The organism is Pseudomonas sp. GM102 (assembly GCF_000282555.1).
In the GTDB taxonomy this organism is placed as follows: Bacteria; Pseudomonadota; Gammaproteobacteria; order Pseudomonadales; family Pseudomonadaceae; genus Aquipseudomonas.
Genome location: NZ_AKJB01000012.1, coordinates 74,388 through 100,311, shown reverse-complemented (window position 1 = coordinate 100,311; position 25,924 = coordinate 74,388). Strand labels below are relative to the sequence as shown.

Below are 25,924 nucleotides of genomic sequence, written 5' to 3'. Positions count from 1 at the left end.
CAACTGTCCCTTCGCGCTTCGAACCGACTGGCATCGGGCGCGAAGGCAGTCAGAGCCGCTCATGTGTTATCCGGCGCCAGAAACCGCTGCTCGATGGCATCCGCAAACGGGTACAACGAAAACCAGGGCCTGGCTTCGTCGATCACCCGCTGAAATGACGGCCTCTGTACCAAGCGGTCGAAATAGGCGCTCAAGTTCCGGTAGTCGTCGGGGAACGGCACGAGCGTGCTGGCATAGAAAAGTGCCGGGGCGGCGGCGCAGTCGGCCATGCTGAACGCCGGGCTGGCCACCCAGATTCTCGACGCCATCCGGCGTTCGAGCATGCCGTACGCCGTTTCCAGCGTGGACCGCTCCCTGGTCAGATCACCGTTGGTCGCGTGTAGTCGATCACTGACAATCTGTTGCATCGGCACTTGTACATAATGGTCGAAGAAACGATCCCATAACCGCACCTCCAGCGCACTATCCCAATCGTCTGGAACCAGTCTGTGCTTGCCCGGATACCGTCGATCCAGGTACTCGATGATGATGCTGGACTCCGGCAGATTCCGCTGGTGGGCATGGTCGCGAATAATCGGGAACTTTCCGATTGGCCACAATGCCTGAAGTTCAGCGCTGTCGGCAGCGTCCCCGAGATCGATGATTCTTCTCTCGAATTCGGTGCCGTTTTCGTAAAGCGCGATGAGTACTTTGTGGCAGAACGACGCCAGCGGATGGTAGTAAAGCGTCAGCGACATCTTTCAACTCCTCATTTGACGTGAGGGGGCGAGAGCCCTGGAACTGATGAAGGTGGGGCAATGAATAATCATAGGCGGATGTTGGCGATGCGTCAGGGCCGCCACTTTCGGGCGTGCGTACTTGCACACGGGAAAATCCCTGCTTTACTGTGAACCGCTGGTCGGGTTGTGACTTATTGGTCATGGCGTTCATCTCAGCGCCCTTGTACCGTTGTCGCTGGTTCGTGCTGTCAGGCTTGCCCGGAGGAAGCCGGATAGTCAATTGCGCTGTGTGTGTTGATCCAATTTGTTCAAGGAAGAGAATGACATGACGCTGAAAACTGCGATCGTCGAGATTGGTAAGAAGTACAAGGTTTATACCGAGCATTATCTCAACGCCACCGCCGACAAGACCATCATTCTGGTCAATGGCTCGCTGGCAACGACTGCATCCTTTGCCCAAACGGTGCGCTACCTGCGGCCACGCTTCAACGTAGTCCTCTACGATCAGCCCTACGCCGGTCAATCGAAACAACACAACCTGCATGACCAACCGATCCGCAAGGAAGACGAGGCCGCAATCCTGTTGGAGTTGATCGAGCACTTCCGCGCGCAGCATGTGATGTCCTTTTCCTGGGGCGGGGCGGCGACCTTGCTGGCGCTGGCGCAGCATCCGCGACGAATCGAAAAGGCAGTGATCAGTTCATTCGCCGCACGGATCAACACGCCGATGCGCGATTACCTGGAGAGCGGGCGGGATTTTCTCCAGGCGTGCGATCGGCGCAATGTCGGGCGCTTGATCAACAGCACCATCGGCAAGCACCTGCCGTCGCTGTTCAAGCGTTTCAATGAGCGCCATGTCAGCAGCCTGGACGAACACGAATACCGGCAGATGCATTTTCACGTCAATGAGGTGTTGACCCAGGACACTCACTGCTACGTTTCCTGTGCCGATGCCATCGAAGTGCCGCTGCTGTTTATCAACGGCGAACGGGATGAGTACACCTCGGTGGAAGACGCCCGTCTGTTCGCAACTCATTCCCGTCAGGCGCAGTTTCAGACCATCAAAAACGCCGGGCACTTCCTCGATATGGAACACCCGACGGCCTGGAATGACACCCAGCAGGCCTTGCTGGGCTTTCTGCAGCCGGCCTCCAGCCTTGTCAAACCGAAGAGCCCGCCACTGTTGGGCAGCCCGCACCGCTACACAACCAGTGACCGTATCTTCAGCCACAGTGCGGCGCATAACCACTTGCCTCGCTAGAGCGTGGCTCTGGGTTGACTCTTCGCGCAGCCGTTTGGCGCATGTTGGTACAAATCCTTTCTGTTTGGCTCGATAACGATACGACGATGGAGTTTGGTCCATGCGAAAAAAAACAACTGCAGCGAGTACCTTGCCCGGATCCGCGTCCCTTGTTAAAGCAGAGCGGAGCGCAATACTCGGTCTACATGGTCGAAGTCTGTTCCCCACATTGCGCACTCTGGCGCTGCAAGGCATCAAGCAGCCTATCCACAGCGCCCGCCATACTCTAGCTCTTGGTGGCCTACTGGGCCGCGTGCTGCTCGGTAATACGTCGAATCCCTCCCCCGTCCAGGATGCGCGCTTCCAGGACCCATCCTGGCGCTTCAACCCCTTCTACCGCCGCAGACTGCAAGCCTATCTGGCCTGGCAAAAGCAACTGAACGCTTGGATTGACGAGAGCAATCTGGCGGCCGACGATCAAGCCCGCGCACATTTCATATTGGCTCAACTCGGCGATGCGCTGTCGCCGTCCAACAGCCCGCTCAATCCGCTGGCGGTCAAAGAGCTGTTTAACACCGGCGGCGCCAGCCTGCTCAAAGGGGTTGGTCATCTGCTCGACGACCTGCGGCACAATGGCGGCATGCCCAGCCAAGTCAGCAAGCAGGCCTTTGAAGTCGGCCAGAATATCGCCATCACCCCTGGCGCCGTGGTGTTCCGCAACGAGCTGCTAGAGCTAATCCAGTACCGGCCGATGAGCGAAAAACAATACGCCCGTCCACTGCTGATCGTGCCGCCGCAGATCAACAAGTACTACATCTTTGACCTCAGCGTGGAGAAGAGCTTCGTTCAGTACGCACTCAAGAACGGCTTACAAGTGTTCATTGTCAGCTGGCGCAACCCCGACGCTCGCCATCGCGAGTGGGGTCTATCGCGTTATGTAGAAGCCATCGAAGAAGCCCTCGATGTTACCCGCGCCATCAGCGGCAGCAAAAAGGCCCATCTGATGGGCGCCTGCGCGGGCGGCCTGAGCATCGCCGCCCTGCAAGGCTACCTGCAAGCCAAACGACAGCTGCACAAAGTCGCAAGCGCAACCTATCTGGTCAGCCTGCTAGACAGTCAGATCGACAGCTCAGCCATGTTATTTGTCAATGAGCAAACCCTGGAAGCCGCCAAGCGCCGCTCCGATCAGCAAGGCGTGCTGGATGGCCGCGACTTGGCCAAGGTCTTCGCCTGGATGCGCCCGAATGACCTGATCTGGAACTATTGGATCAATAACTACCTGCTCGGCAAGCAACCCCCGGCCTTCGACATCCTTTACTGGAACAACGACAGCACTCGCCTACCGGCCGCCCTACATGGCGATCTGCTGGACTTCGTCAAACTCAATCCGCTCATACATCCTGACGGCTTGGAGGTCTGCGGCATGCCGATTGACCTGCAGAAAGTCACGGTCGACAGTTTCAGCATTGCCGGTATCAACGACCACATCACACCTTGGGACGCGGTATACCGCTCGACCCTGCTGCTCGGTGGCGAACGGCGCTTCCTGCTCTCCAACAGCGGGCATATCCAGAGCATCCTCAATCCGCCAGGTAATCTCAAGGCTAGCTATCTGGAGAACGACAAACTGCCATCCGACCCGCGTGCCTGGTATTCCGATACGCAGAAGCACGATGGCAGCTGGTGGCCAGGTTGGCTGGGCTGGATTCAGGCGCGTTCTGGTGCGCAACGCGAAATTCAGCTGGGGCTGGGAAATCAGAATCACCCACCGATGGAGGCAGCTCCTGGCACCTACGTGCATGCGAGTTAAACCCTGACTTGAACATTGAAAAGACCGGCCGGGGATTTCTCGGCCAGTTACCGTCGCCTTCCGACAGTTCCCTAATCAAATTAGGACTCCACGATTTGGGTGAGTCAGTGAATGTCTCGCCAACCAGATCCAATCAATGCTTCGTCCTACGCGGACTGCAGGCACTAGTCCCTCTGCTTCGCGATGCCCACGAGAAACAGCCAATTTTGACGCTATCCCAAAGCTCCCAGTAGCTCAAAAAAAGGTGCCTACACTGAAGGTTCCCCGCCTCTGAGGAGCCGACGAGTGAATCGACATTGGAAACGACTGTTGCCTGTATCAGGCGTAGTTATTGTTGTGGAAGGCGACCCAACAATACGTGCGTTCATGATGGAAATTTTGTCTGACATCGGCCTTCCTCTCTTGGGTTTCGAAAGCGCCAATGATGCATTCACGCACCTATCAGAGATGTGGGGGAGAATGCCTCCTCGTGATTGTAGATCAAGGATTACCTGGACAATTGCAAGGTACTGAATTCATTGAAAAGGTGAAAGGCCAATGGCCTTCTATTGCCGCGATTCTGACATCTGGCTATGACGAGGGGACCCATACGGTTCCCCCTTCCGCGATCTATCTGCGTAAGCCTTGGTCTTTGGATGAGCTGGTGGCCGCGGTTGCCACCCTGCTTCAACCGGGAACTCCGATTCATAAACGGTGGATCTATACTGATTAACCCCGCTTCCGATTGTGGGCGCTGCCATGGCTGAAAAATACTTCATTGTCATGCTATTGGCGCTGGGCGTGGTATGGATTGCGGTTGTTTGGTGGATCGTGGCTCCGTATATGGGAGGCACCTTCCTGTGACAGGATGTGAAATGACACCAGCGGCCTGAAAGGACTACCACCCAGCCTTTTGCAGCTTCGGTGGAAACTGAATTACCAGCCAAATATGCGTCTGGCTAGAGCTTCTCAGGATTCAAAAAGTCGCCAAACCTCCGATTTTCCAAGTCGCTGGCCTGATAAACCGGGGCTTGAGTGTCCGCACCCTCCCCGCGCCTTTGAGCGCTCTGTAACCTTTCTTCATTTCTTTGCAAAGCCTTGCATACTGCGAAATTGCCACTTATCCAACAGAGTCCCTGGCAGGCCTGGGTCCACCCACCAATTGCACCACCACGATCCTTTGCACAAAAAGCAGAAGCAAGGTTCGGCGGCGAGAGGGGGATAAGTGCTTTTCGTCGTGTTTTTTTATTGCCATCGGGAGGTTTGGTATCGGCTGCTATGGTTTTCGATATCAGACAGCGAGCCAGAGGGCTACCGCGATGAGCGAGAACGGTATGCAAAAAATTAGCTACCAAAGCTCGGTTATCCGCTGGAGTTGTTTATCGCCGTGCCGTTGCATGCGAGAGCAGATGCGTACGCTGCGCTATTCAATATTCTTAGACAGTATGAAAGCCGGAAGGACGTTGACATCGATTTGACGGTAGTCGGGGCAGAGCAGCTGCGTCCGCAAGTGGCAGCGTTAGGCATAACCGACGTCATCTGGGAATTCGTGTAGCGGAAAGAACGGACCCTTATTCGGGATGGGCCCTGCGCATGTGCATGCCAGGCTGGCATGTCATTGGGTGATATCAGACAGTGAGTCAAAGGGGCACAGGGATGAAGAACGGGACGCTAAAAATCATCTTCAAGAAACACGGCCATCCAGTACAGATGTCGATAGGCACTCTCCTCAGGGCGAGGACAGATGAGTTCACGGTGTTGTTCCATATTCTAAAGCGCTATGAACATCAGCATGCCGTTAACGCCGGACGGGCTGAAGCCGAGGAAGAGCAATTGCGTTCGCGGGTAGCAGCGCTAGGTATCACGGACGTTATGTGGGAGTTCGTGTAGGGAGTGGATGAATGGAGCCCTAAAGGTAAAACCCGCATTGCGCGGTTTATAGGGATGCGTCATTAGGTTTGGTCGCTGGAATCGATGCGTGAGCACAAGGCGTCGTCTTCAAGCTGTTAGGTTCTGGTCTACGCTGAAAACACAACCGGAGGCTTCCAACCATGTGCGGACGTCTTTCCCAGTACCGGGGCATTCATGATTTTGTCGCGGCGCTCAACATTCCAAACGCATTGATCAACTATGCAGGTGAGCGGCCTTTCGAGTTCTACAACGCCGCGCCACCCGCTCAGCTCGCCCTCTTCCACCAGGAAGGTCAGTTTCTGCGGGCCGACATGGTGCGCTGGGGATGGCGGCCGACTTGGGCAATGGATCGTGCCGCGTCGATCAAGGCCCGGGTAGACAGAATTGCCCATAATCCATTCTTCAGAGCGATATGGCCGCACCGGGCGATCATCGCGATCGACAACTGGTTTGAATGGGTGGATGAAGGCGGCCCAAAAAAGCAGCCCTACCTGATCCGTCGGAAGGATCGCGCCCCAATCCTCTGCACCGCGATCGGTCAGTACCCCCACGCAGAGCATCAACCGGACGCGCATGACGGCTTCGTGTTCATCAGTGCCGACAGCAAGGGCGGCATGGTGGCTATACACGACTGGCAGCCGGTGACGCTTAGCCCCGAACTGGCCCGGGAATGGCTGAATCCGGCGACACCGGAAAAGCGCGCCGAGCAAATAATGCTGTTGCACTGGGAACCGACCGAGGCTTTCGAGTGGTTCAAGGTCGACCGCCCTGTGGGCGATATCCGCAATCAGCAAAGCAGCGTGATCAACCCTATTAGCGATCCATTTGTCTGACTGCTTGCTGACGAGAGGCGCTATCCATGAACCAGATAGAACAAACCTACCAGCAGCTGCAGGCGCGTATTAACGAACTGGAAGCGCAGTATCAGACCAATAAGGTGGATCCATGTAATGGAAGGTATGCGCACGGTCATAACGCTCCGCGCATTCGAGCCAGGGTAGATGTTCGACGTAGGTCCCAGACAGGCGCTGCCAGGCCGCCGAGAGATTTTCCTCAATCCGCAGCAGGTTGATGGCCGGGCCTGTGCTGGCGGTACCGAACGTCTGCCCGGTGACCTTGCCGGCGAAGGCATGGTGCTGTAGGTAGAAAAATCGCGCGGCGCGCTGGATGTCGGTGAGGTTTTCGGGGCGGGTCATCTTCTGCCACTCGAACACCTGGCGTGAGCTCAGCGCCCATTTGAACTGGCGCACGAATTCTTCCAGGTGGTTCTGCACGACGCGGTACAGCGTGACCAGGTCGCCGTTGATGTCGTTGAGGACTTCAATAGGTCAGTAAACAAGCTGAACCTTAACTGGCAGCCTCCCTACTGTCCGGTGCGTCCTGCATGCCACACACATACCGTGACCATTGATCCATTAACATTTGACGCTTCCCGAACAGATCTCCACGGCGATAAGCAGCCTCAACCGCATTCTCTACTGTATGTGCAAGCGCCTGTTCGCAGACCTCTCGAGGATAGTGGGTGACCTCACTCGCCCAATCCCTAAAAGTCGAGCGGAATCCATGCGTCGTGAGATCGTTGCGCTTCATTCGACGCAACACCATCAACATCGCCATATTGCTCAGCGGCCTCCCTTTTCGAGCACCAGGAAACAGATGATTGTTCCCTTCTACGCGAGGAAGACCAATCAGTAGATCCAATGCTGGTTTCGACAGCGGAACCCGGTGCTCTTTCCCTGCTTTCATCCGCGACGCTGGAATGGTCCATATTCCAGCAACGAGATCAATCTCTGCCCACGTAGATAAGAGTACTTCGCTGGTTCGGCAAGCGGTCAGGATAGTGAAGCACAGGGCCTTAGAACTCAGATCTTCTGCTTTCTCAAGAGTCGCCACGAACGTAGGGAGCTCAGTCCATGGGATTGCTGCGTGATGTTTTACAGCACGCACTTTTTGGCGAGGAGGCAAAAGCTTGTCCAAGTGTCCTCGCCATCGAGCGGGATTTTCGCCTGCGCGTAGGTCTCGAGCTCTTGCTGCGTCGAGGACAAGTTCGATACGGTTTCGCAAACGACTAGCGGTTTCGGGCTTTACTGTCCAAATCGGCTTGAGGATTTTCAGCACATGTTCAATGCCTATCTCCTGGGTGGCAAGATCGCCTATGACCTTGAACGCATAAGTAGTCAGTGTGTTCTTCCACTGTTGGGCGTGCTTGGCATTTTTCCAGCCCGCCTTATGGGCAGCGATGTAATCAAGAGCAACCTCCTTAAAGGTTATTGGTTTGGTCGGGGTTTCGCGCTCCGATAGAAACGTGGCTTCTTTTTCCAGCCTTTTCCTCTCCAACACCTCATCTCGACTCGCAATTGGATCGACTCCAGATCTACTCAGCCTTCTAGCATCAGATGCTTTTTCCCGAGCTGCCGCGAGACTTGTCTCTGGATGCTTTCCCAAGCCCATGTATCGGCTCTTTCCTGAGAGCTTATAGCGGAAAAGCCAACTTGCGCCGCCGGTAGGGCCAACTCTCAGATACAACCCATCTCCGTCATTGGTCATGCCAGGCAAGCCAGTTCTGACTATTTTCTCCACCGCCTTTGTCGTAAGTGATGCCATGCGTCACCTCATCTCTTTAAGGACGATGACCTAATCTAAATCAGCTCCAGCCCACACTCCAGCCCACACCTTGGACGATGGCTTTCGGTAATATCCATTGGAACACAAAAGACAAAAAATCAAATATCTACATGTTTAATAAGGACTTTTTAGTAAACAGCCAGACGGCAATAGAACTCAAAATACGTCAAAATAGCGGACATCGCCTCCGCCATCTTTATACGACAAAGCCCTGATTATTCAGGGCTTTGTCGTTTCTGGGGTTCGCAGATTCTGTCACAGCGCTTCTGGATCGTTTCCGCATCTTTTCGGCAATTTCCGCAACCTTACCTCTCAGCCCGCCCTCCCCCCCGTCAATATCAACTGTCCAATCTGATATGAAGGATGCGTTTGGAGTGGTGCGATAGGCAGCTTTCGGCCCCGAGTGTGTAAAAACGCTTCGCCAAAATTGAAGGGTGGCGTCTACGTTAAATCTGAAACTTATCGGCATGTCAGCAGATGTGGATTTCACGCAGAGGCGCGATTTTCAGTCCGGTTTTGAGTACCCGTCGCGCTCGAAAATGTTTTTACACAGCCTCGGCCAAATGCAGCCTTCCGACACTAGTTTATATGTCAGGCGGGCGACAAAAACTCAATAGAAGATCACCTCGAAAGAAGGAGTTCCGCGATTACTGCCCTCGTGTAAGTGGTTGCTAGGATTGCGGGCTCTGCCGTTTCAATCTGCCGACTTCGGTCCGAAGGGAGGCCAGTAGGTTTGCAGATTGCAATACACAAATGAAAGCTACACTGAGCTGATTGGATTTTAGTGATTGCTACCGAGGTCAATGCGATTCCATCGGCTACGGCAAGTCACCCCAGAAAGCCGTATGCAGGATTCGTAATGTCAACACTCTATGGAAGAGCAGCCCCATGAGACCAATCCGTTCCGTTGCCTGCGCCATTGCCCTCGCTTCACTTCTCTCAACTGCCTGCCTGACCGCACATGCCGCCGATATACCATTGGGAAGCAGTGCGATGGAGGGGCACATTGTTTCCCGTGTATTGGCCGTTGATCCCGCTAACTACCAGGTCACCATCGAAGGTCGCGACAAAAGCCCAGTGTCTATCCAGCTCACCGACCAGGCCAAGAACCTGCACAATTTGAAAGTCGGCGACACGGTCGATATTCATGTGATTCGTTCGGTTGCTTATAAGCTTGATACAGAGGTTGGCGGTGCACCGGGCGTCACTAAGGAATCCATGTCCATCCGTGCCACCAAGGACAATCCCAATCCCGGAGGTGAAGCGGTTCGCCAGGTCAAGGTCACGTCCAAGATCACTCGCATTGACTTGCAACAGCATGAGGTGACCTTGCTTCCGCCGGAGGGAAAAGCGACTGTTCTGAAAGTCGAAGACCCGAAGCTTCAGGAAAGAATGAAGAAGCTCCATGTGGGTCAGACGGTCGATGCCATTTATACCGAAGTCCTGAAGGTCAAAACTTCACGCTAACAACGTTCGCCGACAAAAGTGGCCTCGAACAACAGGACTTGAGTTCGACATGACAGATCTGTTCAATGCAATCGGACTTGGGTTACTGGCGCTGCTGCCATTGACTAACCCTCCCACCACAGTTGCGCTGTTTCTTGCCTTGAGTAAAGGGCTGAGTCACAAGGAAAAAAAGACACAGGCTTTTCTGACGTCATTCTATGTCTTTCTGATCATGACGTTCACTTACTACGTAGGCGCGTTTGTTATGGATGCATTTAGCATTTCCATACCGGGCTTGCGTATGGCCGGTGGCGGAATTCTCATCATCATGGGCTTGAAGATGCTGTTTCCGCCGCCTCTTCAGCCCTCTGCCTCCAGCAACGGCGCAAGCGAACAACCGAACTTTGCCTTCATCCCGCTGGCCATGCCCAGTACGGCCGGGCCTGGCACCATTGCGATGATCATCAGTTCCGCCGCCACTATCAAACACAGTACGTTGTTTCCTGCCTGGGTATTATTAACAGCCCCTCCATTAATCTTCCTGTTTACCGCTCTTATCCTTTGGGTATGCCTGCTTGGCTCAGGACTAATCATGAGAATAATGGGACAGTCAGGCATTGATGCCATATCACGGCTGATGGGTTTCCTCCTGGTATGCATGGGCGCGCAATTCGCCATTAATGGCTCGGTGGAAATCATCCAGACCATCATCGACAGGAATGCTCACCTGTTTCGTCCTCAGTAATTTCGAGAGCCTTTATTGCTCTTCACGAAGGATAGCTCTCGGCAAAAAATCGGTCTGGCTTTCTAGGACTTGAAATCCTGGTATGTCTCCACTAAACATAAAGGGAGTACCTTATCGGGATAGCAAATATGTCCGATCGATTCTTGGTGGTAAACGCAAGGACAATGGAGCAAGGGCAACCGCTCGTACAGTGAGTCGCATGGCTCGCAGATATCTCATTTTTGATAAGCATTAGGGCACTATACTTCTGGATTGTTAGCTCAAGAAGAATGCAATCGTAGAAATGAGATGCGCAGCCGAATCCCTACATAAGCCACCGTATGTTGTGTGTGATCGAAAATCTGAGCCTCTCGCCAAGGACAGCCAAGCACAAATTTTTTGGGCATTTAGCCGAATCTGAAACGCGTCTATATAATGACTTTGGAGGAGGTAGGGGCAGGATTTTTACCCGCCCCCTCCAGGCTTGACCAGCCACTCGCCTTTTACGCGTGCCTTCTGAAAAAATCCGCCGTGGTGAGTCTGGCTCAGCCCCTAAGCTCCGAATCAAGGCATGCATTACCCAACGCGAACTGAAACTTCTCCACCAGCAGATCAATCTCGGCAGCCTGGATTGTTAACGGCGGCAAGAACCGTACGACAGCCCCGTGGCGCCCACCCAGTTCAATAATGACGCCCTCTCGCAGGCATTGCTGTTGAATGGCCTTTGCCATCACGCCGTCGGCCGGTGCCACACGCGCGCCTTGAGCTGCCGTCGAGACGATTTCGACACCCACCATCAGGCCACGTCCGCGAACCTGCCCGATGCACGGGTAATCACGCTGAATCTGCCGAAGCTGAGTCATCAAGCGCTCGCCCATGGCCTCGGCGTGGGACGCCAGGCCTTGTTCCTGGATATAGCGCAATGTTGCCGCACCCGCGGCCATGGCCATCTGGTTGCCGCGGAAAGTACCTGCGTGGGCCCCCGGTTTCCAGAGGTCCAAGGCTTCACGGTAAACCATGACCGACAACGGAAGACCACCGCCGATGGCTTTGGAGAGGACCAGGATGTCGGGTTCGATCCCGGCATGTTCAAACGCGAACATGCGTCCGGTACGGCCTAATCCGGTCTGGACTTCATCGACGATCAACGCGACACCATGCTGCTGGGTCAGCTTGCGCAACCCCTGAAGCCAGCGAGCCGGCGCTGGAATCACGCCGCCTTCCCCTTGTACCACCTCCACCACAACCGCAGCGGGTGGAAGGACTCCGGATTCGGGGTCCGTCAACAATTGCTCGATGTAACTCAACCCTGCATCGATACTCGCCTCGCCGCCAATATTGAATGGGCAGCGGTAGTCATAGGGATAGGGCAACACTTGCACGTCGGCCATCAGCGAGCCGGGCAATTGCTTGGGCCCCAGATTGCCCATCAGGCTCAATGCACCTTGGGTCATACCGTGATAACCACCGGAGAAGCAGAAAATGCCCTTGCGACCCGTCGCGATCTTCGCGAGCTTGAGGGCCGCTTCAATCCCGTCAGCCCCCGTCGGCCCACAGAATTGAATGCGTGCTTGCGCAGCAAACGCCGGCGGCAATGCGGCGAACAGGGCCTCGACAAACGCATCCTTGATGGGGGTGGTCAGGTCGAGTGTGTGCAAGGGCAAGCCGGAATCGAGCGTTGCTCGCATTGCGTCGATGGTCACCGGATGGTTGTGACCGAGCGCCAGTGTCCCGGCCCCGGCAAGACAATCCATGAACACCTGGCCGCGCGTGTCGAGCACATAGAGTCCATGGGCTTCCTTAAGGGCCAACGGAATACGTCTTGGATAAGAGCGGGCATTGGATTCGCGAGCGGCCTGGCGTTCAAGCAGGTCGTCCGGTTTGAACTCACGCGGTGGCTGCTGGCGGAAATGTTCGAGGGTAAAAATCGAGCCGGAATCAGTCCAGCGGTGAAGACTTTCCATACGAATGTCCTTGTATAGGCGAGCGTTCAGCGCTGTGGGGTGGCTTGCAGGGCCATACGCAAACTGAGCGGACGCATGTCCGTCCATTGCTCCTCGATCCAGGCCAGGCATTGCGCCTTGTTGCCTTGCTGGCCGGCCGCTCGCCAGCCCTCGGGTAGCGCCTTGTAATCCGGCCAGATCGAATACTGCTCCTCGTGATTGACCACCACGATAAAACCGCTTTCAGCATTGTCCCAACTCATTCCCAGTTCCTTGTATGAGGGTTATCCAATGAAGCCTGACGACTGCGAGAGCGGATGATTCTGGCAGCCAAAAAACAATAATGCGAATGTTAATAAATATTATTAACAACTGTCAGTAGTATCGGATAGTATTTCTCGCCTCAAGAAAACGCACTACAAAGTGGCGTTTTGACACATGACCGAATAGAAGGAGCAAGCGCATGGGACGGGAAGTCGAGCACGCAACAGGATTATCCGTGCGCCCACTTCTGGTGCACAAAACGTTGCCACTGCTGGTTGAACCGCTCGAGCGCACGCGCCCGTGCCTGAGCGAGCTTCACGCGTTGGTCGAGGATCAATTGCACGAGGCCGGCGCCCTGCTTCTGCGCGGGTTCGACGTTCTCGGGGAACATGCCTTTCAAGATCTGGTTCGCGGTTTTGGCCATGAGTTACTCAATTACGAATTCGGCTCGACACCTCGTAAAGCGATCGAGCAAGGTGTCTACACTTCTACCGAATACCCCGCCCATCAAACCATTCCCCTGCACAATGAGCAGTCCTACACCCTGCAATGGCCTCTGAAGATCTGGTTCCATTGCGTCCAGCCCAGTGTCGAGGGTGGCGAAACACCTATTGCTGACAGCCGTCGCATCTTCCAGCAGCTCGATCCCGCCTTGCGCCAGCGCTTCAGTGATAAACGCCTGATGTACGTGCGCAATTATGGCAACGGCCTGGACTTGTCCTGGGAGCAGGCCTTCAACACTGAGGACCCTGCGGTGGCCGAGGCCTACTGCCGGGCCAATCGCATTGCGTTCGAATGGAAAGACGATGGCGAACTGCGCACCCGCCAGATATGCCAGGCCGTTGCCCGTCATCCGAAAACCCAGGCTTGGGTCTGGTTCAACCAGGCGCACTTGTTCCACGTCTCCAATCTTGCGCCGGCGATTCGTGAAAGCCTCATGGCGGTTGTCGATGATGATCCGCTCGATCTGCCCCGCAATGTCTATTACGGCGACGGTACTGAGCTGGAAGAAAGTGTCCTGGAGGAAATTCGTGGGGTGCTGGCCGAAAACAGCGTTTATTTCCCTTGGGAAAAAGGCGACGTCCTGATGCTCGACAACATGCTGGTCGCCCATGGGCGCGCCAGCTTCAAAGGGCCCCGACAAGTGATCGTCGCCATGGCCGAACCTGCCCAGGAGCAAAACTGACATGATGTCCACCCCCTTACACCTGGCCAGCCCCGGTCAGCAGGCTCTATGGCAGTTTCACCAACTCAATCCGGCCAGTCATGCCTATAACATGGTCGCCGCTCGCGAGTTGCGGGCGGACCTGGACGCCGCAACACTGTGCGCGGCCTTCACGCGCGTCGTCGAACACTGCGAAACGTTGCATTGCGGCTATCGGGAAGTGGATGGGCAACTGTGGATGTTCCGTCCCGAACAGATCCGGGTCAGTGCAACCTGGGAGGGCCTCGACGACCTAGACGCGGCAGGGGTCAAGGCGTGGATCGAGCATCATGCCGACCAGCCGTTCGACCTCGCATCGGCAAATATCTGTCGCTTGCGGCTGCTGCGCAATCAAGGTCGACTTTATTTATGCATGGCGGCGCACCACATCAGCGGCGACTTCCTGAGCGTTGAATGGATGCTCAAGCTGACCTTCGCCGCCTACCATGCCCAAGTCACTGGCGAACCGCTGGTCTTGCCAGAACCAGGCCTGTATTTCGAATGGTTGAACGATCACCGTGAGCTGCTGGAAGACAGCAAGCTCGCATCCCTGGCCAGTTACTGGCAGGCGCAACTCAGCGGGACTCCCGCGGCCCTGGAATTGACACCGGACCGCCCTCGCCCGCGCACCCCCGACTACGAAGGCGACGAATTCGAACTACTGCTCAGTGAGTCCCAGAGCAGCCATCTGCGAACAATGGCCGACACTCATAATGTCAGCCTGTTTGTGTTACTGGTCGGGCTGTTTCAGGTGTTCATGCATCGCTGCAGCGATCAGGACGACTTCCTCATCGGCACGCCGACCATGGACCGGCACAAAGCCAAATACAAAAACCTGATGGGCTTTACGCTCAACAGCCTGCCGTTGCGCGCCCGTTTCGAGCACAACCCGACCCTGACCAATTGTCTGCGCGACATCGCGCAACAAATGCGTGAAGGCTTGCGTCATCGCCGTTATCCAGCGGTGCGTATGCAGGAAGACGTCGGCAACGGCCCGTTGTTTCGCTGCATGCTGACGTACATGCCCAGCCGTCGCGACGAGCACTTTGGTGAATACAGCGTGCAAGAGCATCTGTTCACCCAACGCGGCGCAGCCAACGACCTCAATCTGCGCTGGCAGGACGACGGTGTCCAATTGCTGGCGCAATGGCGCTATCGAACCGATCTGTTCGATGCGCAGCGTATCGCCCGTCTGGCCGAAGATTTCGTCTGGTTTGCCGGCGAGGCTCAGCAGATGCCCGAGGCGCGGGTCAGCGACCTGCCGGCCTGTCCGCCCTCAACAGCATCGCGCTGTCTGGGGTTGAACAGCCAGCCAGCCTTTGCAACCGCTGTCGAAGCGTTCGAACACCAGGTTCGCACGCATTGTGATCGAACCGCCCTGAGCGATGCCAACGGCTCGCTCACTTACGCCCAGCTCGACCAAGCGGCCGAAGCATTGGCACAACAGCTGCGTAGCGCCGGAACGGGCACAGGCCAGATCGTCGCCTTGGCCCTGCCCCGGGGCCGCACGCTGATGACGGCCATGCTGGCCAGCTGGAAACTGGGCGCGGCTTATCTGTGTCTGGACCCGGCATTGCCTGAGTCACGACGTCAGCAGTTGCTCGATAACAGCGCTGCCAGCGTACTGATCGGCCCCGATCAAACCGTGCGCCGCCTGGCCCAAGGCACAGGCGTCGCACCCATGAATGCCGCGCCTGCCCACCCTCAACAACTGGCCTACCTGATTTACACCTCAGGCTCCACAGGCACGCCAAAAGCCGTGCGCGTGACCCAGGGCAACCTGATTCACTACGTCGACGGGGTGATGCAGAGTCTGGCACTGAGCGAAGACGCCAGCCTGACAGCCTTGGCCAGCGTGGCCGCGGACCTGGGTTACACCGCCTGGTTTGGCGCGCTGCTGACCGGACGAACCCTGCGCCTGATCGATGAACAACTGGCCGCAGACCCCGAAGAGTTGGCGCAAAGCCTGGCCGCCGCGCCAGTCGATTGCCTGAAGATCGTACCTTCGCACCTCAACGCCCTGCTCGCGGTCGCCGACCCACAGCGCCTGCTCCCGCGCCAATGCCTGGTGCTGGGTGGCGAAGGCCTGGACCTGACGCTGGTAAAGCGCCTGCAAGCGTTGTCGCCGGGCTGCCGGATCGTCAACCACTACGGCCCTACGGAAACCACCGTCGGTTGCCTGACTCAACCAGTGAACGAGTCTGACGATACCTTTTCAGGTTTTGCGCCGATTGGCGCGCCACTGGCCAATGTCAACGTTCACGTGCTCGATCGCTACCTGGACCCGATGCCACTGGGCAGCGCCGGCGAGCTCTATATCGGTGGCCCGGGCGTTGCCGATGGTTACCTGGGGCAACCCGGTCTCACCGCCGAGCGGTTCATCCCCAACCCGCTCAGTGGTTCGGGTCAACGCCTTTATCGCACCGGTGACCGCGCACGACTGCTGCCTTCAGGCGTCGTAGAGTTCCTTGGACGTATTGATGATCAAGTGAAGATCCGTGGCTTTCGCGTTGAGCCAGGGGAAATCGAAGCATGTCTCAGGGCCTGTGATGGCGTGCGCGAGGCGGTCGTGGTGGCCCGGACATTGGGCGACAACGATGCCGCAAAACTGATCGCTTACCTGGTGCCGGACACCGGGATGGATCGCGAACAGTTGCGCCGGCAACTGGCGGCGCAACTGCCTGAGCCGATGTTACCGAGCCTGTATGTCGAACTGACCGAACTGCCACGCCTGGCCAACGGTAAAGTCGATCGACACAACCTGCCCGCCCCGGAACAGAGTCAGCGACAAAACACCCTGGACATCGCCCCCCGCGATCCGGTCGAGGCGTTGTTGATGGAACTGTGGTGCGCCCTGCTCGGCAAGTCCTCGCTGTCGATCCACGATGACTTCTTCGCCTTGGGCGGCGACTCGATCCTGGCTCTGCAATTGATCGCTGGCGCGCGCAAGGCACAACTCAAGTTCACCCCCAAACATTTCTTCGCGCATCCCACCATTGCACAACTGGCTGCCACGCTGGATTCGCCCCTCAAGCAGTTGGAAGCGCAACTAACTGCCCTGTGGCGTGATGTCCTGCAACGCACGGACGTGGGCCGCGAGGACGATTTTTTCGCCTTGGGTGGGGACTCGATCATCGCCCTGCAATTGATTGCAAAGGCACGCAAGCAAGGCCTGCGATTCAGTCCAAAAGAGCTTTTCGCCCACCCGCGCGTCGAAGCGCTGGCCAGCCTGATCAATTGCCGCGCACCGGCGGTGGCGGCTCCGGTGCCTCAAGCACCGACAAATCCACCGGCGGTTTTCTCCCTCAGCCCTATCGAACGCGAGGCGCTCGACGCCCTGGCCGGTACCGAACTGGAGGATGCCTATCCGCTTTCGCCGCTGCAAAAAGGGCTGTTGTTCCACAGCCTGCTGGAGGGCGGCAATGGCGTTTATGTCAACCAGTTGCACGCCGAATTGCAAGGCCCGCTGGAGCCTGCGCGCTATCTGGCCGCGTGGCGCGATACCTTCGCCGCGCATCCATTGATGCGTACCGGGATCCTCTGGCAAGGCCTGGAGGAACCCATGCAAGGGGTCTATCGCGACCTGCATTTGCCGGTACAACAGCTGGACTGGAGCACACTCGATGAGACCCAGCGCCAACAAGCCATGGCCGATTACTGCCAGGCTGACCGTGCACTGGGTTTCGATCCGCAGTGCCCGCCCTTGCAACGCGTCGCGCTGATCCAGCTCGACGAGCAGCGCACATGGCTGGTGTGGAGCCGCCATCACCTGATCGCCGATGGCTGGAGTTCGGTGATGTTGATGGAAGAGATACTCGCCCGCTACAACGGTATCGCGGTCAACACCCGGGCACCCTACCGCGACTATATCGACTGGCTCGCCGCGCAACCGGACGCCCAGAGCCAGGCTTACTGGCAGCAGCGCCTGGCAAGCTTCGAAGGCGCAGGGTCCCTGCCCGTCCTGAACGCTGCGCAAAGCGCGGCAACAGCGGTTTACTACACCCGCAACCTGCAACTGAGCGAAGCGCAAACCACTGCGTTGAACAACCTCGGAAAAAACACCCGGGTCACCCTCAATACGCTGATACAGGCGGCTTGGGGTTTGCTGCTGGCGCGCTATAACAACCAGCCGGACGTCATGTTCGGTGTCACCAGCAGCGGGCGGCCGGGTGAGCTGCCAGATGCCGGGCAGATACTCGGCGTATTCATCAACACACTGCCGCTGCGTTTGCAGGTTGACTCCGGGTTGACCCTGGGCGACTACCTGCATCAGGTCCAGGCAATCAGCGTCGCCATGCGCGAACATGAGCAAACGCCGCTGGCCGAAATCCTCCAGCAGCACCCACGAGGTGCCGGACTGTTCGACACGCTGCTGGTGTTCCAGAATCTACCGGCCCTGAGTGAGCGGCAACTGCAATCCGGTGAGTTGACGCTCAAGGTCATGGATAACCTTGAGCAGACCAGCTACGGCCTCACGGTCGAGGCCCTGCCCGGACGCCGCCTGGAGGTGCTTTTCAGCGCCGACACCCGATGCCTGCCGGTCGAATCGCTACAGACACTGATCGATCATTTGCACCGGCTCCTGATCGCCATGGATACCGCGCCCGACACCCGTATCGAGCAGCTGTCGATCATGACCGCCGACGAACGCGCGCACCTGCTTGACTGGGGAACCCATCGGGCCGATTACAGCCTCGAAGACAGTTGGGAGCAACGGGTGGCCGCCCAGGTGGCCGCCCACCCTCAGCGATTGGTCGCACGTTGTGCCGATCAGTCCCTGACGTATGCCCAACTCTGGCAACGCTCGGAAGTCATGGCCCGTGGTCTCCAGGCTTTGGGCGCGCAACCCGACCAGCCAATCGCCTTGCTCGCCGACCGGGGCATCGACTGGTTGTGCCTGATGGTCGCGACCTTGCGCGCAGGCTGTGCCTGGCTGGCGCTGGAACCCTCTCAACCCCCGGCGCGCTGGCAACAGGTGCTGGCGCGGCTTGAGCAGCCGATGGTGATCTGCACACCCGAGTACGCAGAGCGCCTGGCTTCAGTCTATCAGGGCAAACACGCCCTGCCGCACGACCTGGTGGAAATGAGTACCCTTGGACGTCTGCCGCAACAACCGGCACGTCAGGATCAACTGGCCTACGTGCTGTTCACCTCCGGCTCCACCGGTCAGCCCAAGGGCGTGATGGTCACTCGCGCCGGCATGCTCAACAACATGCTGGCCAAGCTGGAACCGCTTGGCTTGAACCAGAACGATGTGATCGCCCAGACCGCACCGGCCTGTTTTGATATTTCTGTCTGGCAAGCCCTCACCGCACCGCTGTTCGGCGCTTGCGTGGAGATCATCGGCGACAGCGTCGTACGTGATCCCCAGGCACTGCTCCAGGTCCTGCGCACGCGCCACGTCAGCCTGTTTGAGCCGGTACCGGCATTGTTGCAGGCGATGCTGGAAAGCCAGGCCGACCAGCCGGTGTCATTGCCGGATCTGCGCTGGGTGCTGCCCACCGGTGAAGCGCTGCCGGTGGCAACCACCCAGCAATGGTTCAGCCATTACCCGCACACTCCATTGATGAACGCCTATGGTCCAGCCGAGTGCTCGGATGACGTGGCGTTCCAGCCATTGCGCAACGCACCCGATCAAGGCACCAGTGTGGCGATCGGCCGGCCCACCGCCAATGCCGAACTATACGTTCTGGGCCACGACCTTCAACCGCTGCCCAAAGGCGTAGTCGGCGAATTGGCCATCGGCGGCATCGGCGTCAGTCGCGGCTATTTGGCGGACCCCTCGCGCACCGCCGCCAGCTTCATTCCCAACCCGTTCGGCGAGGCAGGCAGTCGTCTTTACCTGAGCGGCGATCTGGCGCGCTGGGGTGACGACGGCGTGTTGCAGTATTTCGGACGCAAGGATTTCCAGCTCAAACTGCGTGGCTTCCGCATCGAACCGGGAGAAATCGAAGCGCATCTGGAGCGTCATCCAGACATCCTTCGCGCCATGGTCAGCCTGCAACGACTGGGCAGCAGCGAGATGCTGGTGGGCTATTGGCAGGGTCGTCACGGGCACGCACTCACTGATGCCGCGCTGGCCCAGTTCGTCCGCGACGGCTTACCCGCTTACATGGTGCCCTCCCTGTGGGTGCAGATGGACAGCTGGCCACAGAACGCCAACGGAAAAATCGATCGCAAGGCCCTGCCGGCACCCACACTGGACAGCATCGAGGTCGATCCCCCGAGCAGCGCCAACGAACACTTGCTGGCTGAGCTATGGGCGGCGCTGCTGCCGCACCAGACACTGGGACGCAACAGTCATTTCTTTGAAGCCGGTGGGCACTCACTCCTGGCTACCCGCCTGATCGCCCGCATTCGCCAACGTTGTGGCCTGGAGCTGGCGCTGCGCAGTGTTTTCGATGCGCCGCTGCTGTGGCAACAGGCGCAGTGCCTGGACGCCCTGTCGGCACAACCGGTTAACGCCGCCAGCGCGCCAGTGTTGCGATCGGTCGAGCGCCAGGTGCACATGCCTCTGTCCCTGAGCCAACATCGTCTGTGGATGATCGATCGCCTGCACGGGCCATCAGCGGCGTACAACATGGCCGCCACCCTTAGCCTGCAAGGTGCGCTGGACATGAACGTCCTGCGCGCTACTTTCAATGCCCTGCTAAACCGTCATGAGGTTCTGCGGACCGCCTATTCGGACATCGACGGCGAACCAGTGTCCTTGATCGCGACGCACCTTGAAATGGACGTGCCGCTGCGCGATGTCTCGCATCTCGATGCCGGGCAGCGCCAGGCTGTGGCCGATCAGGAAAGCCTCGACAACCTGCGACGCCCCTTCGACCTGGCACAGGTGCCCTTGATCCGGGCGCGGGTACTCAAGCTCGACGAGCATCAGCACCTGTTGTTCCTGGGCTTGCATCATATGGTCGCTGACGGCTGGTCGGTCGGCGTACTGATCAATGAGCTCAGTCATGTCTATACCGCGCTCCAGGCCGGCAAAGCCCCGCAACTGGCTTCATTGCCGGTGCAATACGCAGACTATGCGCACTGGCAGCGTGAGTGCCTGCAAGGTCCAAGCCTCGATAACGAAGTGACCTTCTGGCAGGAACAGCTGCGCGGTGCGCCACACGTACTCGCGCTACCCACAGATTGGCCGCGCCCGGCCCAGGCCGATGCACGGGGCGCCGCCAAAGCCCTGGAAATACCCGCGCCACTGCTGGCACGCCTCGATGCACTGGCCCTGGCTGAAGGGGTCACCCTGTATATGGTGCTGCTCAGCACCTTCGAATTGCTGCTGCATCACTTGACTGGCAACGATGAGCTGTTACTGGGCACTGACGTCGCCGGTCGCGACGACGCCAGCCTTGAAGGTTTGATCGGCTTCTTCGTCAACGTCCTGCCGCTGCGCTCGCGTCGAATGAGCAACGAGCGCTTCAGCGATTTCCTGGGCCGTACCCGCGACACCTGCCTGCAAGCCTTCGAGCATCAGGCGCTGCCGTTCGATCGTATTGTCGAAGCCTTGCAAGTGCCCCGCGAACGCAGCCGCAACCCCTTGGTGCAAGCCCTGTTCGTCCTGCAGAACACGCCCCAGGCTGAATTTGCCATCTCCGGTCTTGAAGTGCGCCAGCAGCCCCCGGCGGAACGCACCAGCAAGTTCGACATGGCGCTGTTCCTTGAGCGCCAGGGCGATGTCATGCGCGGCGACTGGGTCTACGCCCGCGCACTGTTCAAGGGCGAACGTATCGAGACCTTGATCCGTGCCTGGCTGAGTCTGCTGCAACAAGTCGTCGAGCAGCCCCATGCCGCCCTCACTCATTTCACCATCACATTGCCCTCTGTGGAGTCATCTGCCTTGGCTAATTCGCCCTCGCCATCGAGCAAACTCGACAAGTTGAAAAAGATGCCGGCCCGCGCCACAACGCCCAAGCCGCTGATCCGGACCGCCCCGCTGCTGCCGGGACGGGAATTCCCCTTGATGATCGAACCCTGTGTGCCGGACCTGGATCCAGTGGGATGGGCGCAAAGCTCCCGGGACCTGATCGATACCCTGCTGTGCCAGCACGCCGGCCTGCTGTTTCGCGGCTTTGCCCTGGACGACGCCAAGGCCTTCGAAGCCTTCGCCGAGGCCATCCATCCCGGTCTGTTCGGTGGCTATGGCGACCTGCCGAAGAAGGAAGGTGGACGCAATATCTACCGTTCCACGCCTTATCCCGAGCGGGAGATGATCCTGTTCCACAACGAGAGCTCGCACCTGCCCCGCTCTCCACGCAAACAATGGTTCTTTTGTGAACAACCTTCGCCTGTGGGTGGTGCGACGCCCATCGTTGACTGCCGCGAACTGTACCGTCGCTTGCCGACAGCCCTGGCCGAAAGGTTCGAAAGCAAAGGGTTGCTTTATGTGCGTACGTTCACCGAGCGCCTGGATGTCAACTGGCGGGAATTCTTCAAGACTGAAGATCGCGACGAGGTTGAGGCCCAGTGCCGGTCCAGCGGTACCGAGTTCCACTGGCTGGCCAATGATGAGCTGCAAACCCGCACCCGTTGCCCCGCGGTGATCCACCACCCGCTGAGTGGCGAGCGCAGCTTCTTCAATCAGATTCAACTGCACCACACCTTTTGCCTGGACCCTCAGGTACGCGAAGACTTGCTGCGAATGGTCGGTCAGGAACGTATGCCACGCCAGGTGTATTTCGGTGATGGCAGCCCCATCGACCACGAAACGATGTCGCTGATAGGTCGACTCTACGAAGAATGCGCAGTGCGTTTCGACTGGCAACAGGGCGATGTGATCATGCTCGATAACTTGCTGGCCGCTCACGCCCGTGACCCCTTTGAGGGCCCGCGAAAAATTGTCGTCGCCATGGGGGATCTGCATGAGCCGGCTCGCTTGGCCAATTACAACAACGCAATGGAACTGCAGGATTGAGCCCTACCATGAGCAATAACCAGGAAGCGAACCACGATCTGCCCCTCAGTGCGGAGCAGGCCGTCGCCTTGCAAAGCAGCCGCCCGTCCGTGCATCTGGGCATGACCCTTGAAGGCCCGCTGCACCCAGGGCAGCTGCATAAAGCGTTGCTGCAAGTGATCGAACGCCATACCAGCCTGCGCACGGCGCTGCGTCCTTCGAGCCTGTATCGAAGCCTGCGCCAGCACGTCGTGGCGCCTGCGCTGCAATGGCATGTTCTGGAGGCCGGTTTGTCCGTCGCCGAGCAGCAACAGCAAAGCGCTGCGCTGCTTGAAGCGCCGTTTGCCATTGAAAGCGGTAGCCTGGTTCGCGGCATCTTGCGTCAACTGGCACCGGCCCAATGGCACCTCGACCTGCTGGTCGCTGCCTGTGCCAGCGACCGGCTCAGCCTGCAAAATCTGTTCAGTGAATTGGCCGAACTCTATGCACGCCCCACTACCGTGCTGGAGGAAGCGTTCCAGTACTCGCAGTACGTGGAATGGCGCAACGACCTTGATGCCGATGACGAAGCCCTGAACGGTCGCGCCTACTGGGCCGCGCTGAAACTTGCGGACACGCCACCGATGCACCTGGGGTCGCGTCACGAGCCGATAGGGCAGCGTAGCCTCCCGACGGTGAGTCAACGCTTGCCCGTCGAATTGCATCACGCGCTGCAACAACTCGCCGATCAAAGCCAGCAACCGCTGGGGACAGTGCTGCAAGCGGCCTGGTGGTTACTGTTGGCACGTGTTGGCGGGCAAGCGGTGTACACCGCCGGCTGGCAACAGGATTGCCGTGTCGACTACGACACCCTGGCCAACGGAATCGGCGTCTATGAAAAGATCCTGCCGCTGGTGCTCAACCCCGACCTGAACGGCACGTTCGATCAGTGGCTGCAAAGCCTGGCCAGTCAACTCAACGAACACACTCAACAACAGGAATACTGGAACGTCGCCGACCCGGCCCATACCCGTCATCGCAAAGTCGGTTTCAACTTGGCAAGCCACTGCCAGGACATCGACAACGCAGGCCTGCGCTGGCAGGTCGATACGCTGCCCGGTGTCGACTCATGCTTCGAGCTGGCGCTGCAAGTCGTACTGGACGAGCACGGTGCAGGGCTGACCGTCAGCGTCCAGTCGCCCGGCGCGCACTATGGCGACGAAGCGCTGCAATGCTTGTTGGAGCAATACGGCTACCTGCTGCGCGTCTTGCCCGAACGGCTGAATACCTGCGCCATGCTCGAACTGCCGCTGAGCAACGCCGAGCATCGGGCCCGCCAATTCCAGTTGTGCGGCCCCAGCCGAGACTTCGGTTCCCGGACACTGCCTCAGCGACTGCTCCACTGGGCGCACAACACGCCGGAAGCTCCGGCCTTGCAGGTCAACAGCCAAACCTTGAGCTATCGACAACTGCACGAACAGGTCGAGCAGTTGGCCGGTGCCTTGTGCGCGCGAGGTATTGGCCGTGAGTCGAAAGTGGCCTTGCTGCTGCCACGCTCGGCGGACTTGCTGCTGGGCTTGTTCGCGGTGCTGCGAGCCGGTGCTGCCTACATCCCTCTGGACCCGACCTGGCCGGCCGCTCGCCTGGAAAAAATCCTTGGCGATGCGCAGCCGCAACTGCTCATCGGCTCTGCCCAGGGCGTGAGCATCTCCGAGCTGCAAGACTCGGCGGTTGTCGCTGTGCCTTCGACAGATAACATCTCGCTCAACGACGCGGCTTATCTGCTCTATACCTCTGGCACCAGCGGTGAACCCAAGGGCGTGATCATCGAACACGGTCATTTGCTCAACTACACCGCGGCGGTCAGCGAAGCGCTGGACCTGGCCCATTGCAAACGCTTCGCGCTGATTTCCTCGGTGGCTGCGGACCTGGGCAATACCACGCTGTACGGCGCGCTATGGAACGGTGCCTGCATGGTGCTGGCCAGTGACGAAGCCAGCCGCGATGCCAGCGCATTCGCGCGTTATGTTCGCGATCAACGTATCGACTGCCTGAAAATCGTTCCGTCACACCTGGCGGCTCTGCTCGAAGACCAGGCCAGTGTCTTGCCGGATGTCGTGATATTGGGTGGCGAACCTTGCCCGGGCGCACTGCGCCAACGCATCCAGCAAGTGGCCCCCAATAGCCGGGTACACAATCACTACGGCCCGACCGAAACCACGGTCGGCGTACTGTGCAGTCTCAGCCAGGCGTTCGAAAGCACTGCACCGCTGGCCCTGGAACAGGCACTGGCAAACACCCGCGCCTATGTCCTCGAGCAGACCCCGGCAGGTCTGCAACCCGCGCCGCTGGGTGCCCTGGGTGAGGTGTACCTGGGCGGCGCGCAAGTCAGCCGTGGTTATCTGAACCGAGCGTCTGATGCGTTTATCGACGATCCATTCAACCCCGGCCAACGCCTGTATCGCACGGGAGACCTGGCACGGCTGTCGCCCAACGGGCGCTTGCACCTGGCGGGCCGCAGCGACCAGCAGATCAAGGTTCGCGGCTTTCGCGTCGAACCGGGTGAATTGGAGGCGGCCCTCCTGAAGCTGGCCGGCGTCAGTCAGGCAGTGGTGCATTTCACGGGCGGCAAGTTACTGGCCTACGCCGTCAGCAACCGTGAAAGCGCTGACTTGCTCGCCGAGTTGCGCACGTCGTTGCCCGACTACCTGACCCCTTCGCAAGTGCTGCGCGTGCAGGCGTTGCCGCGCCTGGCCAACGGTAAGGTCAATTACGCCGCACTGCCCACACCCGATAGCCTGACTGAACGCCGAGTCGAGCTCGCGCCAAGGGATGCGCTCGAAGCCCTGCTGACAGATCTTTACCAGGAACTGCTGGAGCGCGACAGCCTGAGCATCACCGACAGCCTGTTCGATCTGGGCGGCCATTCCTTGATGGTCATCAAACTCTGCACGCGCCTGCGCAGCCTGTTGCAACTGGAAGTACCGCCGGGGCTGGTGTTCGACAACCCGAGCATCGCGACATTGGCGCAGGCGTTGCGCACCCAGGAAAGCCAGCCGGGGCGACTGCTGAAAATCGCCGAGCTGCGCCGCACCCTGGCCGCGATGTCGCCCGAGGAACGCGCCGCCTTGCAGGCACGCGCCAAATCCGCCAGCCCTTCTGTCTGATGCCCCCAGGACGCAATCAC

14 protein-coding genes and 1 pseudogene are annotated in these 25,924 nt (G+C 58.4%); 10 read left to right on the top strand and 5 right to left on the bottom strand.

The window, feature by feature from the left end; translation table 11 throughout:
- Window positions 1-59: 59 nt before the first annotated feature.
- A complete protein-coding gene (locus PMI18_RS26110; RefSeq protein ID WP_007895690.1) occupies window positions 60-737 on the bottom strand; it encodes a glutathione S-transferase family protein in 678 nt (225 codons plus the stop codon).
- Window positions 738-1,044: 307 nt separating this feature from the next.
- Here PMI18_RS26110 and PMI18_RS26115 point away from each other — a divergent pair, with 307 nt between their 5' ends.
- The 5 genes from PMI18_RS26115 to PMI18_RS26130 all read left to right on the top strand — a co-directional run bounded on the left by PMI18_RS26115 (window position 1,045) and on the right by PMI18_RS26130 (window position 6,492).
- Complete coding sequence (locus PMI18_RS26115) at window positions 1,045-1,980, top strand: alpha/beta fold hydrolase (RefSeq protein ID WP_007895689.1); 936 nt, start codon at window positions 1,045-1,047, stop codon at window positions 1,978-1,980.
- A 100-nt stretch (window positions 1,981-2,080) separates the two neighbouring features.
- Entirely contained in the window at window positions 2,081-3,769 is a 1,689-nt protein-coding gene (gene phaC / locus PMI18_RS26120) for a class II poly(R)-hydroxyalkanoic acid synthase (protein WP_007895688.1), read from the top strand.
- A gap of 469 nt (window positions 3,770-4,238) precedes the next feature.
- Window positions 4,239-4,481: a hypothetical protein gene (locus tag PMI18_RS31405; protein ID WP_238542577.1), complete on the top strand. Its 243-nt coding sequence runs from the start codon at window positions 4,239-4,241 to the stop codon at window positions 4,479-4,481.
- 923 nt (window positions 4,482-5,404) lie between these two features.
- Complete coding sequence (locus PMI18_RS26125; protein ID WP_007895686.1) at window positions 5,405-5,638, top strand: hypothetical protein; 234 nt, start codon at window positions 5,405-5,407, stop codon at window positions 5,636-5,638.
- Window positions 5,639-5,799: 161 nt separating this feature from the next.
- The gene (locus PMI18_RS26130) at window positions 5,800-6,492 is read left to right on the top strand and encodes an SOS response-associated peptidase family protein (protein ID WP_007895685.1); all 693 of its coding nucleotides are present in this window, start codon (window positions 5,800-5,802) and stop codon (window positions 6,490-6,492) included.
- A gap of 96 nt (window positions 6,493-6,588) precedes the next feature.
- Here the strand turns inward: PMI18_RS26130 and PMI18_RS0129280 are convergent.
- Window positions 6,589-6,987: pseudogene (locus tag PMI18_RS0129280) on the bottom strand (DNA adenine methylase); the annotation flags it as partial.
- Window positions 6,988-7,006: 19 nt separating this feature from the next.
- Window positions 7,007-8,263, bottom strand: a complete 1,257-nt coding sequence (locus tag PMI18_RS26135) for a tyrosine-type recombinase/integrase (protein WP_007895680.1) — start codon at window positions 8,261-8,263, stop codon at window positions 7,007-7,009.
- A gap of 909 nt (window positions 8,264-9,172) precedes the next feature.
- On the opposite strand from PMI18_RS26135, the gene PMI18_RS26140 reads away from it, so the two are divergent.
- A complete protein-coding gene (locus PMI18_RS26140) occupies window positions 9,173-9,751 on the top strand; it encodes a hypothetical protein (RefSeq protein WP_033035769.1) in 579 nt (192 codons plus the stop codon).
- A gap of 49 nt (window positions 9,752-9,800) precedes the next feature.
- Entirely contained in the window at window positions 9,801-10,475 is a 675-nt protein-coding gene (locus PMI18_RS26145; protein ID WP_007895675.1) for a MarC family NAAT transporter, read from the top strand.
- A 524-nt stretch (window positions 10,476-10,999) separates the two neighbouring features.
- Here the strand turns inward: PMI18_RS26145 and PMI18_RS26150 are convergent.
- Both PMI18_RS26150 and PMI18_RS26155 read right to left on the bottom strand, forming a co-directional pair.
- Window positions 11,000-12,418 (bottom strand): diaminobutyrate--2-oxoglutarate transaminase, encoded by a 1,419-nt coding sequence (locus PMI18_RS26150; protein ID WP_007895674.1) that lies wholly within the window; start codon window positions 12,416-12,418, stop codon window positions 11,000-11,002.
- Between the two features lie 26 nt (window positions 12,419-12,444).
- Complete coding sequence (locus PMI18_RS26155; protein WP_007895672.1) at window positions 12,445-12,660, bottom strand: MbtH family protein; 216 nt, start codon at window positions 12,658-12,660, stop codon at window positions 12,445-12,447.
- A gap of 200 nt (window positions 12,661-12,860) precedes the next feature.
- Here PMI18_RS26155 and PMI18_RS26160 point away from each other — a divergent pair, with 200 nt between their 5' ends.
- Genes PMI18_RS26160 through PMI18_RS26170 form a run of 3 tightly spaced genes read left to right on the top strand, consistent with a single transcriptional unit; the run spans window position 12,861 to window position 25,904 of the window.
- Window positions 12,861-13,847: a TauD/TfdA family dioxygenase gene (locus PMI18_RS26160; RefSeq protein WP_007895670.1), complete on the top strand. Its 987-nt coding sequence runs from the start codon at window positions 12,861-12,863 to the stop codon at window positions 13,845-13,847.
- Window position 13,848: 1 nt separating this feature from the next.
- Window positions 13,849-22,779 (top strand): non-ribosomal peptide synthetase, encoded by an 8,931-nt coding sequence (locus PMI18_RS26165; protein WP_007895669.1) that lies wholly within the window; start codon window positions 13,849-13,851, stop codon window positions 22,777-22,779.
- A gap of 8 nt (window positions 22,780-22,787) precedes the next feature.
- Complete coding sequence (locus PMI18_RS26170) at window positions 22,788-25,904, top strand: non-ribosomal peptide synthetase (protein ID WP_007895668.1); 3,117 nt, start codon at window positions 22,788-22,790, stop codon at window positions 25,902-25,904.
- Window positions 25,905-25,924: the final 20 nt, after the last annotated feature.